The 16,136-nt window shown below is 65.5% G+C and carries 17 protein-coding genes; 7 read left to right on the plus strand and 10 right to left on the minus strand.

What is annotated here, in order from left to right:
• Window positions 1-36 precede the first annotated feature (36 nt).
• Complete coding sequence (mdoH, locus tag V8324_RS07675) at window positions 37-1,833, plus strand: glucans biosynthesis glucosyltransferase MdoH (protein ID WP_336419345.1); 1,797 nt, start codon at window positions 37-39, stop codon at window positions 1,831-1,833.
• A 31-nt stretch (window positions 1,834-1,864) separates the two neighbouring features.
• Window positions 1,865-2,464: a YceI family protein gene (locus V8324_RS07680; RefSeq protein WP_336419346.1), complete on the plus strand. Its 600-nt coding sequence runs from the start codon at window positions 1,865-1,867 to the stop codon at window positions 2,462-2,464.
• Between the two features lie 56 nt (window positions 2,465-2,520).
• Here V8324_RS07680 and V8324_RS07685 read toward each other — a convergent pair whose 3' ends face one another.
• The 6 genes from V8324_RS07685 to bhcA form a co-directional block, all read right to left on the minus strand.
• Complete coding sequence (locus V8324_RS07685; protein WP_336419347.1) at window positions 2,521-3,222, minus strand: CDP-alcohol phosphatidyltransferase family protein; 702 nt, start codon at window positions 3,220-3,222, stop codon at window positions 2,521-2,523.
• An 89-nt stretch (window positions 3,223-3,311) separates the two neighbouring features.
• Window positions 3,312-3,674 carry a hypothetical protein gene (locus V8324_RS07690; RefSeq protein WP_336419348.1) on the minus strand — a complete coding sequence of 121 codons (363 nt, stop codon included), beginning with the start codon at window positions 3,672-3,674 and terminating at the stop codon, window positions 3,312-3,314.
• Window positions 3,675-4,030: 356 nt separating this feature from the next.
• Window positions 4,031-5,023, minus strand: a complete 993-nt coding sequence (gene bhcD, locus V8324_RS07695; RefSeq protein WP_336419349.1) for an iminosuccinate reductase BhcD — start codon at window positions 5,021-5,023, stop codon at window positions 4,031-4,033.
• 10 nt (window positions 5,024-5,033) lie between these two features.
• Window positions 5,034-6,197 (minus strand): 3-hydroxy-D-aspartate aldolase BhcC, encoded by a 1,164-nt coding sequence (bhcC, locus tag V8324_RS07700; protein ID WP_336419350.1) that lies wholly within the window; start codon window positions 6,195-6,197, stop codon window positions 5,034-5,036.
• The gene (bhcB, locus tag V8324_RS07705; RefSeq protein ID WP_336419351.1) at window positions 6,194-7,177 is read right to left on the minus strand and encodes a beta-hydroxyaspartate dehydratase BhcB; all 984 of its coding nucleotides are present in this window, start codon (window positions 7,175-7,177) and stop codon (window positions 6,194-6,196) included. The genes bhcC and bhcB overlap by 4 nt, the downstream gene beginning before the upstream one ends.
• A gap of 11 nt (window positions 7,178-7,188) precedes the next feature.
• Entirely contained in the window at window positions 7,189-8,379 is a 1,191-nt protein-coding gene (gene bhcA, locus V8324_RS07710; protein WP_336419352.1) for an L-aspartate--glyoxylate aminotransferase BhcA, read from the minus strand.
• A gap of 201 nt (window positions 8,380-8,580) precedes the next feature.
• On the opposite strand from bhcA, the gene V8324_RS07715 reads away from it, so the two are divergent.
• The 5 genes from V8324_RS07715 (at window position 8,581) to hemF (ending at window position 12,630) form a co-directional block, all read left to right on the plus strand.
• Window positions 8,581-9,429 carry an IclR family transcriptional regulator gene (locus tag V8324_RS07715; protein WP_336419353.1) on the plus strand — a complete coding sequence of 283 codons (849 nt, stop codon included), beginning with the start codon at window positions 8,581-8,583 and terminating at the stop codon, window positions 9,427-9,429.
• 85 nt (window positions 9,430-9,514) lie between these two features.
• On the plus strand, window positions 9,515-9,877 hold the full coding sequence (clpS, locus tag V8324_RS07720; RefSeq protein ID WP_336419354.1) for an ATP-dependent Clp protease adapter ClpS: 363 nt from the start codon (window positions 9,515-9,517) through the stop codon (window positions 9,875-9,877).
• Between the two features lies 1 nt (window position 9,878).
• Window positions 9,879-10,868 carry a class I SAM-dependent methyltransferase gene (locus tag V8324_RS07725; RefSeq protein ID WP_336419355.1) on the plus strand — a complete coding sequence of 330 codons (990 nt, stop codon included), beginning with the start codon at window positions 9,879-9,881 and terminating at the stop codon, window positions 10,866-10,868.
• 42 nt (window positions 10,869-10,910) lie between these two features.
• A complete protein-coding gene (locus tag V8324_RS07730) occupies window positions 10,911-11,711 on the plus strand; it encodes an SDR family NAD(P)-dependent oxidoreductase (RefSeq protein ID WP_336419356.1) in 801 nt (266 codons plus the stop codon).
• A 28-nt stretch (window positions 11,712-11,739) separates the two neighbouring features.
• Entirely contained in the window at window positions 11,740-12,630 is an 891-nt protein-coding gene (gene hemF / locus V8324_RS07735) for an oxygen-dependent coproporphyrinogen oxidase (RefSeq protein ID WP_336419357.1), read from the plus strand.
• A gap of 7 nt (window positions 12,631-12,637) precedes the next feature.
• On the opposite strand, the gene rfbA is transcribed toward hemF, so the two are convergent.
• From rfbA to rfbC, 4 genes are read right to left on the minus strand one after another with little or no spacing between them, the layout of a single operon-like run.
• The gene (gene rfbA, locus V8324_RS07740; protein WP_336419358.1) at window positions 12,638-13,510 is read right to left on the minus strand and encodes a glucose-1-phosphate thymidylyltransferase RfbA; all 873 of its coding nucleotides are present in this window, start codon (window positions 13,508-13,510) and stop codon (window positions 12,638-12,640) included.
• Complete coding sequence (gene rfbD, locus V8324_RS07745) at window positions 13,507-14,364, minus strand: dTDP-4-dehydrorhamnose reductase (RefSeq protein WP_336419359.1); 858 nt, start codon at window positions 14,362-14,364, stop codon at window positions 13,507-13,509. Before rfbD ends, rfbA begins: the two co-directional genes overlap by 4 nt.
• The gene (gene rfbB, locus V8324_RS07750; protein ID WP_336419360.1) at window positions 14,361-15,422 is read right to left on the minus strand and encodes a dTDP-glucose 4,6-dehydratase; all 1,062 of its coding nucleotides are present in this window, start codon (window positions 15,420-15,422) and stop codon (window positions 14,361-14,363) included. The genes rfbD and rfbB overlap by 4 nt, the downstream gene beginning before the upstream one ends.
• A 4-nt stretch (window positions 15,423-15,426) precedes the next feature.
• Complete coding sequence (rfbC, locus tag V8324_RS07755; protein WP_336419361.1) at window positions 15,427-15,987, minus strand: dTDP-4-dehydrorhamnose 3,5-epimerase; 561 nt, start codon at window positions 15,985-15,987, stop codon at window positions 15,427-15,429.
• Between the last annotated feature and the right edge of the window lie 149 nt (window positions 15,988-16,136).

Genomic DNA, 16,136 nt, shown 5'->3' on the forward strand with positions numbered 1-16,136 from the left:
CGCATGATACGACCCGCCCACAGGAAGGACACCACCTTGGCACTATTCCAGGCAACGCGCGCGCTCGAGGAGCAGACCGACTATCACGCCGCCCTGCGCGGCTGGCCCAACATGGGCGTGGGTGCGCGGCGTGCCCTCATCCTCGCGCTCAACGTCGTCACTGTCTGCACCTTGTTCGCCGCGATGCTGACGCTGTTCGCGGCGGGCGGCATCTCTCTGGCCGAGGCGGTGATGCTCGGGGCGTTCGTGCTGACGCTGCCGTGGTTGTCGATTGGCGTCTGGAACAGCATTCTCGGCTTCCTGCTGGATCGCCGCTACGGCGCGCGCGCCGCGACACAGGTGACGCCCGCGCTGGCCCGCATCCGCGGGGACGAGCCGATCACGGCCCGGGTGGCGGTCGTCATGCCGCTGCGCAACGAGGATCCCGACGCCTCGGTCGCGCGGCTGCGCCGGCTGCAAGGCGAGCTGGCGCGCACGCCCTTTGCACATCGTTTCTCGTTTCACGTGCTTAGCGACACCGACAATCCCGGCATCGCCCTGAAGGAAGAGGCGCGCGTCGCGCAATGGCGCGCCGAGCAGCCGCAGGCGCGGATACAGTATCGCCGCCGGGCCGAGAATACCGGCTACAAGTCCGGCAACATCGCCGACTTCCTGCACGGTCCCGAGGGCGATTGCGATTTCTTCCTGCCGCTCGACGCCGATAGCGAGATGGGCGCCGACACCGTCCTGCGCCTTGTGCGCGTGATGCAGGCCAGCCCCGAGATCGGCATGCTGCAAAGCCTCGTGACGGGCTTGCCCTCGCGCAGTTTCTTCACCCGCGCGTTCCAGTTCGGGATGCGGCACGGCATGCGCTCCTACACGCTTGGATCGGCATGGTGGCAGGCCGATTGCGGGCCGAACTGGGGGCATAACGTGCTGATCCGCACCGCACCCTTCCGCGAACACTGCATGCTGCCGGTGCTGCCCGGGCGGGGACCGCTGTCCGGGCCGATCCTCAGCCACGACCAGGTCGAGGCGGTGCTGATTCGGCGCGCCGGCTACGAGGTGCGGGTGCTGGCCGAGGAAAGCGACAGCCACGAGGAAAACCCGCCCAGCCTGGTGGATTTCATCCGGCGAGAGCTGCGCTGGATGAATGGTAACCTGCAATATCTGCGCCTGCTCGGGATGCAAGGGCTGAAACCCGTCAGTCGCATCCAGCTGGTGCTGGCGATCCTGATGTATGTCAGCGCCCCCGCATGGATGGCATTCATCCTGACCGGTGCGGCCTTGGCGGCGGGCGGGATCCAGCCCGGTGCGGCGTCGCTCGGGGCCGGGGTCGGGCTGTTCGTGCTGCTGGTCACGCTCAGCCTCAGCCCCAAGATCATGGGGCTGGCGCAGGTGCTGGGCGACGGCGCGCGCAGTGCCGCCTATGGCGGGCGCGGGCGGGTGATCCTTGGCGGGATGTCCGAGATCGTGATCTCGATGCTGATCGCGCCCATCGTTGCGCTTGCGTTGACGCGGTTCGCCCTGGGGCTCTGCGTCGGGCAGCGCATCGGCTGGACCGCGCAACAGCGCAGCCGCGACCGGCTGCGATGGAACGAGGCCGCGCGCGTGCTCTGGCCGCAGACCTTGACCGGCCTCGTGCTGTGTGTCTGGTTGTGGATGACGGCCCCCTGGGCGCTGATCCTCGGCGCGCCGGTGATCGTGGCGATGCTGGGCGCGATCCCGATCGCCGTGGTGACCACCCTCCCGGGGCTGAGCCGCTGGTCGATCGACCGTGGCCTGTTCGACATCCCCGAGGATCGCCAGCCGGCGGTCCCCGAGGCCACCGCGCCCCGCACGGGCACCGCCTGAGAAACAACCGAAACGACGAGGAGAGAACCGCATGACCATCCAACGCCTGACAGCCGTCACCGCCCTCTGTGCGGCAACCACGCTCGGCGTCGCAATACCGGTGCAGGCCGCGCCCGCGACCTGGCGGATCGACCCCGAGCATACCGTGGTGGCCTTCACGGTGATGCATATCGGCTACGCCAAGGTCCTTGGCCGCTTCTCGGAAATCGAGGGCCAGTTCGACTACGACCCTCAAACCCGCGAGCTTGGGCAGGTACGCGTCGAGATCGGGGCGAAAAGTGTCGACACCGATCACGCGGAGCGTGACAATCACGTCCGCGGCGGGGATTTCCTCGATGCCGGCGATCACCCGATGATCACCTTCACCGCCGATGGCGGCACGGCCACGTCCGAGACCACCGGTACGGTCACCGGCGATCTGACGATCCGGGGCGTGACGCAGCCGGTGACGCTGGACGTCACGCTCAACAAGCGCGCGGAATATCCCTTCGGCCACGGCAAGGAAACGCTTGGTATTTCCGCCACGGCCGAGATCATGCGCAGCGATTTCGACATGACCTACGCGCTGCCCACGATGGTCGGCGACAGCGTCGGCATCATCCTCGAATTCGAGGCGATCCGCGCCGACTGAGTACAAGCCGCACCGACACCCGCGCCGCGACCCTCGCGGCGGGTGCCGGCGGTCGATCAGCCGGCCGGGCGCTTTTCCGGTATGATCTGCTGCGCGATGCCTGCGAAGACAAGGTAGATGCTGGTCACCACCAGCCCCCAATGCGCCCAGCTTTGCGGGTCGAACTCGACCCATGCCGCCCAGCCCGCAAAGAACGTCCATGCGAAGGCCACAGGCAGAGACAGCCAGCGCCACCGCTTGGTGCGGACCGGATGGATGAACCGCAACGGCAGGAACATCGCCACCGACAGCACCGCGACAAGCGCGAGGATGAACCAGAAATCCGGTCTCACCGCGAACATCACGATCACCATCATGTTCCAGCAGCCCGGAAAGCCGTGAAAGGACTTGTCCTTGGTCTTCATGCTGGTATCGGCGAAATACATCGCACTGGCATAGGTGATCACGATGATCGCGACCCACCCCGTCCAGCCCGGCAGCAGATCCGAGGAAAAAAGCGCGAAGGCCGGGATGAAGACATAGGTGAGATAATCGATGATCAGGTCGAGAAGCTCGCCATCGAAGCGCGGCGCGTTCGCCGCCACGTCGTACTTGCGCGCGAGGGGCCCGTCGACCCCGTCCACGGCAAAGGCCACCACCAGCCACAGGAACATCAACTCCCACTTGGCGTCGATCGCCGCGAGCATGGCGAGCATCGCAAAGACCGCGCCTGTGGCGGTCAGCAGGTGAACGGCGAGGGCGCGCATCTTGGTGGTCATGCGCGTGTCAATGGCGCAACCGCGCCCGATTTGCAAAGGGAAACCGGCCTGCTTTACCGCGGACAAGACGCTCACTTCCCCTCACCGTGTCAGTTCGAAATGCGCACCTCTTCGATCGGATAGGCCATCATGTCCTGCGCCTCCCACTGGACTTGGCAATCATGACAGAAGCTCTGGCTGATCCCCATCGTTCCGCCGGATCCGGTAACGGCGGCATAGCGCCAATCGTCCGTGTCGGGCGATGCACCCTCTTCGAGATTGGTCGTTAAAAACAGCGGCCCGATGCGGCCGTTGCCGTCATCGATCCCGAAGCTTTCCTTGGCCATGACAGAGCCTGCGGGCATCTCGACCCCTTCGGTGGCGAACTTGAGATATTGCTCCCCCGCGGCGTCATTGGCGAAGGTCTGCAACAGTCTCTGGCTGTGCGCGCCCTGAACGGCCGGGCGGGTCAAGGTCAAGGTCCGGTCGCGATAGGCGCCCGCAGCCTCGTGCTCGTTTTTTCGCGTAGGCGTCGGCCATCGCGGCCTCCATGCAGTCGGTGATGTCCTCCGCGGACATGTCCCAGACGCTTTCGTGCTCTACCGGACAGTCGGCCGCGGTCGTGGTGGTCTCGAAGTCAAGGCTGCTGGCAAGCGTCGCCGCGGTGGCGAGAAGCGGACGTTTCAACATCGTGTATCTCCGTTCTGGTTGCAGGAATTGATGGGATCCTGCGGCAGAACGTCTCATATCACGGCTTCACGGTCACCCAACGATCGCGTGACACATGCGCGAGGGAGAGCGCAGCCCACCCTCGCGCGTGGCTTTGGAATTACAGCGACAGCGGGGTCGCCAGCCCCTTTTCGCGCGCCAGCCGGGCGGCGACCGACGCCACCGCCAGATCCTGCAGGCCCACGCCGGTGCCGTCGAAAAGCGTGATCGCCTCGGCGGTGCCGCGCCCGGCATGGGTGCCGTTGATCACCGCGCCGATCGGCGTGATGTCGCCTTCGCCGATCACGCTTTCGGCCACCGCATGTTGCGCCTCGCCGATGCTGACCGATTGTGCGATCTCGTCGGTGAACACCTGTGCCACACCGAACAGCGCGGGATCGACCTCCTGCTTGCCCTTGGTGTCGGTGCCCATGCAGGCGATATGTGTGCCCGGTTTCACCCAGTCGGTCATCAGCAGCGGCTGATGCGCGCTGGTGATCGTGATGATCACGTCCGATTGCGCGGCCAGGTCCTGTTGGCTGACCGCCTCGAAGTCCAGCCCGAGCTCCCCGGCGACCTTGCCCAGGGCGGGCAGCATGTCGGGATGCGGATTCCACGCCACGACCTTGTCGAAATCGCGCTGCTCTGCGGCGGCGCGCAACTGGAAGGCGGATTGATGCCCGGCGCCGATCATCCCCAGCACCTTTGCATCCGGTCGCGCGAGATGCGCGATCGAGATGGCCGAAGACGCCGCGGTGCGGAGTGCTGTCAGGTAATTTCCCCCGACCAGCGCGACAAGCTGCCCGGTATCTGGATCGAAAAGGCACACCGTCGACTGGTGATTGGTCAGCCCCTTGTCGGCGTTGCCCGGCCAATACCCGCCGGCCTTCAGGCCAAGGGTCAGGCCGGCGCGGTCGAACCCGCCCTTGAAGCCGTAAAGCGCCTCGGCATGACCGATCGCCTCGCGCACCACGGGAAAGTTGTAGGCATCGCCGCGCGCCATCGCGCCGAAGACCTGTTCGACCGCCGCGAAGGCATCTGCACGGCTTATGACCTGTTTGCAGATGTCCTCGCCGACCATGACGACGCCCTGGGTGTTCACCTGAGTGTCCATCCGGCCGCCCTCACCACGCCCGGCCGCGTGCGGACACGGGCCAGACGGTCTCGACCTTGCCGTCCCGGACGCCGACGTACCAGTCATGGACGTTGCAGGTCGGGTCGCAATGGCCGGGCACGAGGCGCAGCTTGTCATTGACCTTGAGTACGCCCTCGGGGTCGGCGACCACGCCATGCTCGTCCGAGCATTTGACGTATTCCACATCGTCGCGCCCGAAGATCACCGGCAGGCCGCTATCCACGGATTGCGCCTTGAGGCCGGCATCTACGATCGCCTTTTCCGGTTTGGCATGGCTCATGACGCTGGTCAGGATGAACAGCGCATTTTCCCATTCACTCTGGTCGATGCGCTTGCCGTCCTTGTCGAGGATCCGGCCGTAATCGGCATCCATGAACGCGTAGGACCCGCATTGCAGCTCGTTGTAGACACCGGAATTGCCCTCGAAATAGTAGCTGCCTGTGCCGCCGCCGCCGACGATGTCGCACTCGATGCCCTCGGCCTTCAGACCCTCAACGGCGTCGCGTACCTGGGCGACGGCGAGGTCGATCTTGGCCTTGCGGTCCTCGTACTTGTCCATGTGCTGCATCGCGCCTTGGTAGGCCTGAAGCCCGGCGAATTTCAGCCCGGGTGCCGCATCGATGGACTTGGCGATCTCGACCACTTCGGGCGTCGTCGTAACACCGCAGCGCCCGGCGCCACAGTCGATTTCCACGAGGCACTCGATCTGGGTGCCGTGCTTCTGCGCGGCCTCCGACAGGTCGCCTACATTGGCCACGTCATCGACACAACAGATGGTGCGCGCGCCCAATTTGGGCATCCGCGCCAACCGGTCGATCTTGGCGGGGTCGCGGACCTGGTTGCTGACCAGCACGTCCTTGATGCCGCCGCGGGCAAAAACCTCTGCCTCGCTCACCTTCTGGCAGCAGACGCCACACGCGCCACCCAGCCGTTCCTGCAGCAGCGCCACGTCGACGGATTTGTGCATCTTGCCATGCACGCGGTGCCGCATGCCATGCGCCTTGGCCCATTCGCCCATCTTGACGATGTTGCGCTCCAGCGCGTCGAGGTCGAGCACCAGACACGGGGTCTGGATATCCGCCTCGTCCATGCCGGGCAGGGCGGGGATGTCAAAGCCGACCTCGTAGCTTTCGAATGTCACGGGCTTGTTCATGATTTCTCTCCTCGGTCGATCCAGGGCAATTTGTCGAGATCGACATTGCCGCCGGTGATGATGACGCCGACACGCTTGCCGGCAAAGATCTTTGGATTCTTGATGATCGTGGCGAGCGGCACGGCGCAGCTTGCCTCGATCACGATCTTCATGCGCGCCCAAGTCAGGCGCATCGCGTCGATGATCTCGTCCTCGCTCGCGGTCAGGATGTCGGTGACATGATGCGACACGAAATGCCAGGTGTTGTCCTTCAACGGCACCTTGAGCCCGTCGGCCACGGTCACCGGCGCATCATCGGCGATGATATGACCGGCCTTGAAGCTGCGATAGGCGTCATCCGCCTGCTCGGGTTCCGCCGCGTAGATCTCGACGTTGGGCGCAAGGTTCGACAGCGTAAGGCAGGTGCCCGAGATCATGCCGCCGCCGCCGATGGGCGCGATGACCGCGTCGAGGTTCTCGGTCTGCTCCAGCAATTCGAGCGAACAGGTCGCCTGGCCGGCGATCACCCGCAAGTCGTTATAGGGATGGACGAAATCCGCACCGGTCTCGGCGTGGACGCGCGCGAAGACCTCCTCGCGGCTCGTGGTCGACGGCTCGCACTCGGTGATGATTCCGCCATAGCCGCGGACCGCGTCCTTCTTGGCCGTAGGGGCCGTACGCGGCATGACGACGTGGCAGGGGATCCCGCGCCGCCCGGCGGCGTAGCTGAGCGACAGCGCGTGGTTGCCGCTCGAATGCGTGGCGACGCCGCGCTTTGCGACCTCGTCGCTCAGGCCGAAGACGGCGTTGGTCGCGCCGCGCACCTTGAACGCGCCGGCTTTCTGGAAGTTCTCGCATTTGAAGAACAGCTCCGCCCCGGTCAACTCGTTCAGGAACGACGAGGTCAGGACGGGGGTGCGGTGGATATACGGCCTGATCCGGTCATGCGCTGTGCGCACGTCCTCGATTGTCAGGTCGCCCGGTCCTTGTTGGTCCAGCATGCTGTGTCCTTTCAGGCCGCTTTGGTCAGCGCGAGCTTGGCGGTGGCGCGGTAGTGTTCCTGCGCGGCGATGACCCCACTTCCCAGCCTGACCGGATAGTTCAGATCGGCCATCGCCATCTCGATGGTCGCCAGCCCCGACAGCGCCATCGTATCCGTCAGGCTGCCAAGATGCCCGATGCGGAAGGCGCGGCCGTTCAATTCGCCCAGCCCGACGCCGAAACTGACGCCGTAGGTTGTGAAAGCGTGGTCGATCAGCGCGTTGCTGTCAAACCCTTCCGGCACGTGGATCGCGCTGACGGTGTCTGAATAGAGATCGGGCGACCGGGCCACGAGGGACAGCCCCCAGCCCTTGACCGCCTCGCGCACGCCCTCGGCAATCCGCGTGTGGCGGGCATAAACGTTGTCGAGCCCCTCGTCGAACAGCATGGTCAGGCTTTCGGCCATCCCGTGGATCAGTTGCAGCGGCGGTGTGTAGGGAAAGCCGCCCTGTGCCGTGGCGCCCAGCATGTCGCGGAAATCGAAGAAGGTGCGCGGCAATTGCGCGGTATCCATGGCGCTCAGCGCCTTCGGGCTGGCGGCGACGATCGCCATGCCGGTGGTCAGCATGAAGCCCTTCTGCGAGCCCGAGATGGCGAGGTCAACACCCCAGCGGTCCATTTCGAACGGCATCGAGGCCAGCGAACTGACGCAATCCACCATCAGCAGGGCAGGGTGGTCGGCCCCGTTCATCGCTGCGCGGATCGCCGCGATGTCAGAGCGCACGCCGGTCGCGGTCTCGTTATGGGTGACCAGCACGGCCTTGATCGCGTGATCCGTGTCGGCTTTCAGCGCGACGGCGAACTCGTCGGCGGGCGCGCCGCTGCCCCACGCACATTCGATGACCCGCACATCCAGCCCGTGGCGTTGGCACATGTCGATCCAGCGATGGCTGAACATGCCATTGCGCGCCACAAGGACCGTGTCGCCGGGCGACAGCGAGTTGGTGATCGCCGCCTCCCAGCCACCGGTGCCGCTGGCGGGAAATGTAATGATTTCGCCGGATTTTGTACCGAACACCGTTTTGCACCCGGCCAGGACCGGCGCGAGCGTCGCCGCAAAGGCGGGCGACCGGTGGTCTTGGGTCTGCACCTGCATCGCGCGTCGCAGGCGATCGGGAATGTTCGTGGGGCCGGGAATGAAGACCGGGTTCTGATCTGACATGGCGCAATCCTTTTTGGTTAAAGTTAGTATGCGCGATGCGCGCGGTTTAGGCAATTTTCTTGAAAACATTTTCCATTTCGGATAAAAGCCCGTCTATAGATTGATTCTGAACGGTTTTCCTTTTTCCGATTTCGTCCATCATGTAATCGTGAAAATATTTTTCGTTTCCACACTGTCCCCGCTGGCTACGAGGTGACCCGCATGACCCAGATCAGACGCCCCCGCGGCCGCCCGAAATCGCAGTTTGCCGAAAGCAGTGCCGGCACCATGCAGGCGCTCGACCGCGCGCTGAGCGTGCTCGTCGCCGCCGCACAACGCGACGGGGTCAGCCTGACCGATCTCGCGCAGTCGCTCGACATCCCGACCGCGACCACGCACCGCATCCTGACCACCCTGCAAAAGCGCGACTTCGTGCGCTTCGACGAGGAGCGTCAGGACTGGACCATCGGTATAGAGGCGTATCGCACCGGGGTGGCCTATCTCAAACGCACCGATCTGTCCGAGGCGGGCCGCCCGGTGATGCGGCGCCTGATGGAAGAGACCGGCGAGACTGCGAATCTCGCCGTGCCCGACGGCGCCGAAGTGGTATTCATCGGGCAGGTCGAGACCGGTAACCCGATCCGCGCCTTCTTTCCGCCCGGCTCGCGCACCCCGATGCATGCCTCGGGGATCGGCAAGGCGATCCTCGCGGCGCTATCGGAGGATCGCCGCGCGGCGCTACTGACCGGGGCGGGGCTGCACGGCTTTACCGACCGGACGCATGTCACGCAGCGCGCGCTCTTCGACGATCTGGCGCGCACCGCGTCACGCGGCTGGTCCTTTGACCGCAACGAACGCCATGACGGCATGTCGTGCATCGGTGCCGCGATCTTCAATGCCCGGGCCGAGCCCTGTGCGGGCATCTCGATCTCCGGCCCGTCGTCGCGGTTTCCCGATGCGCGGCTGGCGGATTTCGGCGAGGCCGTGGCGCGGGCGGCGACGCGAATCACGCATCTGATCGCGGGCCGGATCCCCGAAGGCCCGGAGGCACCCCACGAGGCCGCGCCCTGAGCGTGCGAATCCCGCGCACCCCCTTTTCTCATGGGTGGCAAAAGTTATATGCTGCACACATCGCATGGACCGAAGTGCAACGAGGATGAGACAGCACATGATGACGTTGCAGTTTCCCGAAGCGTCCGGAGAGGGCGACGATTCCGACGGCGAGGGCAAGGGCGCCGTCGCGGTAAAGACACGGCCCAAGACCGAGCGTCCGCCGCTTTACAAGGTGCTGCTGCTCAACGACGACTACACCCCGATGGAGTTCGTCGTCGCGGTGCTGGAGCGATTCTTCGGCATGTCCCACGCTCAGGCCTTCGAGATCATGCTGACCGTGCACAAGAAGGGTGTTGCGGTGGTCGGCGTCTTCAGTCACGAGATCGCCGAAACCAAGGTCGGTCAGGTGATGGATTTCGCCCGACGTCATCAGCACCCGCTGCAATGCACGATGGAAAAGGAATAGCGTGAGCGCGCCGACACGCCTGTCGCTTGCCGTCACGACGGGAACCGTTCACCTGCCCGAAGAGGGCCGGGTCGCGGTCCTCGCCCCCAAGATCGGGTCGGACCTGTCGCCACTGGACGCCGACCGGGTGCATATCCTGACCCCGTTCAAACCCAATTTCGAGCATTTTCGCGCGCGCGGGTATCACTGTGCCGTGGCGCCCGAGGGCCGCTATGGCGCGGCTATCGTCCACGTTCCGCGCGCCAAGCCGCTGGCCCGCGCGCTGATCGCGCAGGCGACACGCGTCAGCGACGGGGTGGTGATCGTGGACGGCGAGAAGACCGATGGTGTGGAGTCGCTCCTCAAGGAGTGCCGCCGGCGCGAGGCTGCCGAGGCGCCGTTGTCGAAGGCGCATGGCAAGATCTTCACGCTTGTGCCGGGGTCGGATTTCTCCGACTGGATCCCGCAGGATGCCGAGATCGAGGGCGGCTTCATCACAAAGGCGGGCGTGTTTTCCGCCGACGGGATCGACCCGGGATCGCGCTGGCTTGCCGATTGCCTTCCCGCCGCGCTTGGCGCGCATGTGATCGATCTCGGCGCCGGCTGGGGATATCTCGGCGCGCGCATCGTCGAGCGCGGGGACGTGACACGGCTCGATCTGGTCGAGGCCCATCACGACGCCCTCGACTGCGCGCGCCATAACGTTCACGATCCGCGCGCGGCGTTCCACTGGGCCGACGTGACCAGTTGGCAGCCCGAGACACGGGCCGACGCGGTGGTCATGAACCCGCCCTTTCACACCGGTCGCACGGCCGATCCCGATCTCGGCCGCGCCTTCATCGCGACGGCGGCGCGCGCGTTGAAGCCTTCGGGCACGTTGTGGATGGTGGCCAATCGTCATCTGCTCTACGAGGCGACGCTGACGCAGCGCTTCAAACATGTCGACGAGATTGCGGGCGATACCCGCTTCAAGATCCTGCGGGCCCGGCATCCGGTGCGCAAGACCCGGTAATACTTCGCCTCCTTCCTGGGACAAGCTCGAAAGGCTCATGCCATGTCATTCACCATCGCGGGCAAGACGACCATCGTCACCGGCGGCGCCAACGGGATCGGCCTCGCCATTGGCCGGCACTTCGCCGACAAGGGCGCCAACGTGATGTTCGCCGACAAGGACGAGGCGCATCTCAAGGCCGAACTGGGCAAGGCCGCCGAGGCCGACAACGTGCGCTATTTCGCCGGCGATCTGCGCGAACGGCTGGCGCAGGCCAACCTGCTTTCGGCGACGCTGGACGCGTTTGACCAGATCGACATCCTGATCAACGCCTGTCGCCAGGTTGTGCCGTCGGATCCTCTCAACCCCGATGACGACGCCGTCGAGATGCTGTTGCAGCAGAACCTGATGACGTCGCTGCGGATGAGCCAGATGGTCGCCCGCCGGATGATCAAGCAAAGCAAGGGCACGACCGAGGGCCCGGCGGGCACCATCGTCAACCTGTCGTCGATCGCCGCGCGGCGCACGCATCCCGACCTGATGGCCTATTCCATTTCGTCGGCGGCCCTCGACCAGATGACCCGCAGCCTTGCCGTGGCCCTCGCCCCGTACCGGATCCGGGTCAATGCCGTGGCGTTCGGATCGGTGATGAGCGCATCGCTGAAAGATACGCTGCGCGATCACGGCGACTACCGCGAGGATATCGAGTGTCACACGCCGCTCGGGCGCATCGCGTCGGCGACCGAACTGGCCGAAGCGGTGCAGTACCTTTCCTGCGAGGGGTCGAGCTTCATGACCGGGCAGATCCTGACAATGGATGGCGGCCGTACCCTGCTTGATCCCGTCGCCGCCCCGGCCCATTAAGGGGCGAGGGAATACCAGGGAATGACCGATGAGTGAGATTTTTTCAGAAGAGAAAGCCCGCACCGCGGCATGGTTCCGGCAGTTGCGGGACGAGATCGCCGCGGCCTTCGAAGCGCTCGAGGACAGCCACGCCACCGGCCCGTTGTCGGACGCGGCCCCCGGCCGGTTCGAGGTGACCGAGACCACGCGCGCCAGCGATGACGGATCGGACGCCGGCGGCGGGCTGATGAGCGTGATGCGTGGTGGGCGCGTCTTCGAGAAGGTCGGCGTCAACGTCTCGCAGGTCTACGGGCATCTAGGCGAGGCCGCGCAAAAGGCGATGGCCGCGCGCGGCGTGCCGGGAATGGAGGACGACCCGCGCTTCTGGGCGTCGGGGATCAGCCTTGTCGCGCATATGCAGAACCCGCACGCCCCGGCGGTGCACATGAATACCCGCATGTTCTGGACACCCGGCGCATGGTGGTTCGGGGGCGGGTCCGACCTCAACCCCTGCATCGAGTACGACGCGGATACGGAACATTTCCACGCCCAGCAAGAGGTGCATCTCGCGCCGCACGGGGCGGATGTCTACCCGCGGCTAAAGGCCTGGGCGGACGAGTATTTCTACATTCCCCATCGCCACCGCGCGCGCGGCGTCGGCGGCATTTTCATGGACGACCGCAATACCGGCGACTGGGAGGCGGATTTCGCCCTGACCCAGGATATCGGGCGGGCCTTCCTGCCGGCCTATCTGCCGCTGGTCGAGAAACGCCGCGCGCAGGACTGGTCGGATGCCGACCGCGAGACGCAGCTTCTGCATCGCGGCCTTTATGCCGAGTACAACCTCGTCTACGACCGCGGCACCAAGTTCGGGCTGGCCACGGGCCACGATGCCAATGCCGTCCTGATGAGCCTGCCACCGCTGGCCAAGTGGTACTGACACGCCCTTAATCGAGCAGGGATTTCAGATACCGGCCATAGTCGTTCTTGCCGAAGGTCTCGGCCCGTTCGGCCAGCGTGCCGGCGTCGATCCAGCTCTTGGCATAGGCGATCTCGTCGAGGCACCCGGTCTGCAATCCCTGCCGCGCCTGCAGCGTGCGCACGAAATTCCCGGCATCGAGCAGGCTGGCATGTGTTCCCGTATCCAGCCACGCATAGCCGCGCCCCATCGTCTCGACATGCAGCGTGCCGGCGCGCAGGTACATCTCGAGCAATGACGTGATCTCGAGCTCGCCGCGCTCGGACGGGCGCACCTCGCGCGCCAGTCGCGGCGCATCCCCGTCGAGGAAGTAAAGCCCGGTCACGGCGTAGCGCGAGGGTGGGTCGACGGGTTTCTCGATGATCTCGCGGGCGCGGCCCTCCGCGTCGAAGCCCACCACGCCGTAGCGTTCGGGATCGGACACGTGATAGCCGAAGACCGTGCCGCCTGTCGTCCGAGCGTCCGCGCCGGCCAGAAGCTGCGGTAGGCCGTGCCCGAAGAAGATGTTGTCGCCCAGCACCATCGCCGAGGCCGCGCCGTCAAGGAAATCCTCGGCCAGCGTATAGGCCTGCGCAAGGCCGTCGGGGCTCGGCTGGGTGATGTAGGTCAGGCTGAGGCCCCACTGGCTGCCATCGCCCAGCACGGTGCGGAACTGGTCCTGATCGTGGGGCGTGGTGATCACGGCGATCTCGCGGATGCCGGCAAGCATCAGGATCGACAGGGGATAATAGACCATCGGCTTGTCGTAGATCGGCAGAAGTTGCTTCGACACGCCCATGGTGATCGGATAAAGCCGCGTGCCGGAGCCGCCGGCGAGGATGATGCCTTTGCGATCGCTCATGGCGTGGATACTCCAAGTTCCTCGAGAATGCGGGGCAGGGCGGCGCGCCAGTCGGGACGGGCGAGCCTGAACGCGGCTTCGGTGCTGCGGCAGTCCAGCCTCGAATTGAGCGGCCGCGCGGCGGGTGTGGGATAGTCCGCCGTCGGTATGCCGGTCACGGTGACCTCGCGCCCGGCGGCGGCGAAGATCGCCTCGGCAAAACCCTTCCAGCTGACATCCGGCGCGCCGGTGAAATGGTAGGTGCCGCCGAGCGCCGGGTCGTCGCGCAGACGCGCCGCAATGGTCAGGCAGGCGGCGGCGATATCGCCCGCCGGCGTCGGGCCGCCGATCTGGTCGTCGACGATGGACAGCGCGTCGCGGGTCTCCGACAGGCGCAGCATGGTTTTCAGGAAATTCCCGCCATGCGCGGAAAACACCCAGGCCGTGCGCAGGATAACGTGCACGGCCCCGCTGTCGCGTATGGCCTCTTCCCCGGCCAGCTTGCTGCGGCCATAGGCGCCAAGAGGGCCGGTGGCCGCATCGGGCGAAAAGGGCGCGGTGCCTTGACCGTCGAACACGTAATCGGTCGAGAGATGCACCATCGGGATGCCCTCTGCGGCACAGGCGCGGGCCATGGCACCCGGCGCGTCGGCGTTGACGCGGATGGCCAACGGCTCTTCGGCCTCGGCGCGATCCACCGCGGTGAAGGCCGCGGCATTGATCACCGCTGCGGGCGAGTGATAGGCGATCGCTGCCGCGCAGGCCTCGGGATCTTCGAGATCGGCGCGCTCGCGGGCGAGGCAGATCGCCTCGGGGGCGCGGCGGGCCAGTTCCGTTGCGACCTGTCCGGTACGTCCAAAGACTAGGATCGTCATGTGCCCGTGACCGCCCGCGTTCCGGTGCCCACGCGGCTGCCGACCCCCTCGACGCCCAGAAGCGGGGTCCACCAGTCGGGATGGTCGAGATACCACTGCACCGTGCGGCGCAGCCCTTCTTCGACCGTGACCGACGGCGTCCAGCCCAGTTCGCGGCTGATGCGGTCAGGATCGATGGCATAGCGTGCATCGTGCCCGGGCCGGTCGCTGACGAAGCGAATCAGGTCGCGGTGGCGGCCCGTGCCCGGCCGATGCATCTCGTCCATCAGGTCGCAGATCGTGTGCACGAGATCGATATTGCGCCGCTCGTTATGGCCGCCCACGTTGTAGCTGCGCCCCGGCACGCCCCGGGTGACGGCGAGCAGCAGCGCATCGGCGTGATCCTCGACATAGAGCCAGTCGCGCACGTTCTCGCCTTGCCCGTAGACCGGGATCTCCAGCCCGTGCAGGGCGTTGAGGATGACCTTGGGGATCAGCTTTTCGGGAAAGTGGTAGGGGCCGTAATTGTTGGAACAATTGGTCAGCACGACCGGCAGGCCGTAGGTATGGAACCAAGCCCGCACCAGATGATCCGAGGCCGCCTTGGAGGCCGAGTAGGGGCTGCGCGGATCATAGGACGTGTCCTCGGTGAACAGGCCCTCGGATCCGAGAGAGCCGTAGACCTCGTCCGTCGAGATGTGGTGAAAGCGGAAGCTGTCGGGATGGCCCACGCGGGCCCAGTGTGCGCGAGCCGCCTCGAGCATGTTGTAAGTGCCGGTGATGTTGGTCTCGACGAAATCGCCGGGCCCGTCGATCGAGCGGTCGACATGGCTTTCGGCGGCAAGGTGCATCACCGCATCGGGCGTATGGTCCGCGAAAACCCGATCCACCGCGGCACGGTCGCGGATATCGACATGCTCGAAACAGTAGGCCGAGTTGCGCGAAACCTCTGCGACATTCTCGGGCAGCCCGGCATAGGTGAGCGCGTCGAGATTGACGACGCTGTGCCCCCGCGCGACCGCAAGACGCACCACCGCAGAGCCGATGAACCCGCAACCGCCGGTGACGAGAAGTCTCATGAGCTCAACCCCTCCATTCGAAATATGCCGGCAGATCGCGCAGGCGCGGAGCGGCCGCGTCCTTTTCCGACAGGATCGGGGGGCCGTCCAGACCCCAGTCGATGCCGATATCCGGATCATCGAAGCGGACGGACGCGTCGCAATCGGGCGCGTAGTAGTCGGAGCATTTGTAGATGATCTCGGTCTCGGGCTCGCGCGTGACAAACCCGTGCAGGAAGCCTACGGGGACCAGCAACTGACGCCCGTTCTCGAAGCTGAGCTCAGCCCCGGTCCAGCGGCCATAGGTCGGGCTGCCATGCCGGATATCTACGGCCACGTCGTAAAGCCTGCCGCGACCGCAACGCAACAGCTTGGCCTGCGCATGCGGGGGGGTCTGGAAGTGCAACCCGCGCAGCGTGCCCGCCTGGTGGGACAGCGAATGGTTGTCCTGCACGAAATCGATGTCGATCCCGGCCTCGGCCATGCGGCGCCGGTTCCAGCTTTCGCTGAAGAACCCGCGTTGATCGCTGAACCGTGCCGGTTCGAGGATCAGCACATCCGGCAATTCGGTGGTCAGAACCTGCACCCGCACCCTCCGATCATTGTTTCCCGTATGCCGCGTACCAAGACCCCCGGCGCCTGTCACGTGAAACCGCGGCAGCTCCGGACAAAATATCCGGGGCGGTGCTCTGCTCGCAGCAGCGATCACGCCTGACGAGACAATGTATAAGGTCC

Source organism: Roseovarius sp. D22-M7 (assembly GCF_037083785.1).
In the GTDB taxonomy this organism is placed as follows: Bacteria; Pseudomonadota; Alphaproteobacteria; order Rhodobacterales; family Rhodobacteraceae; genus Roseovarius.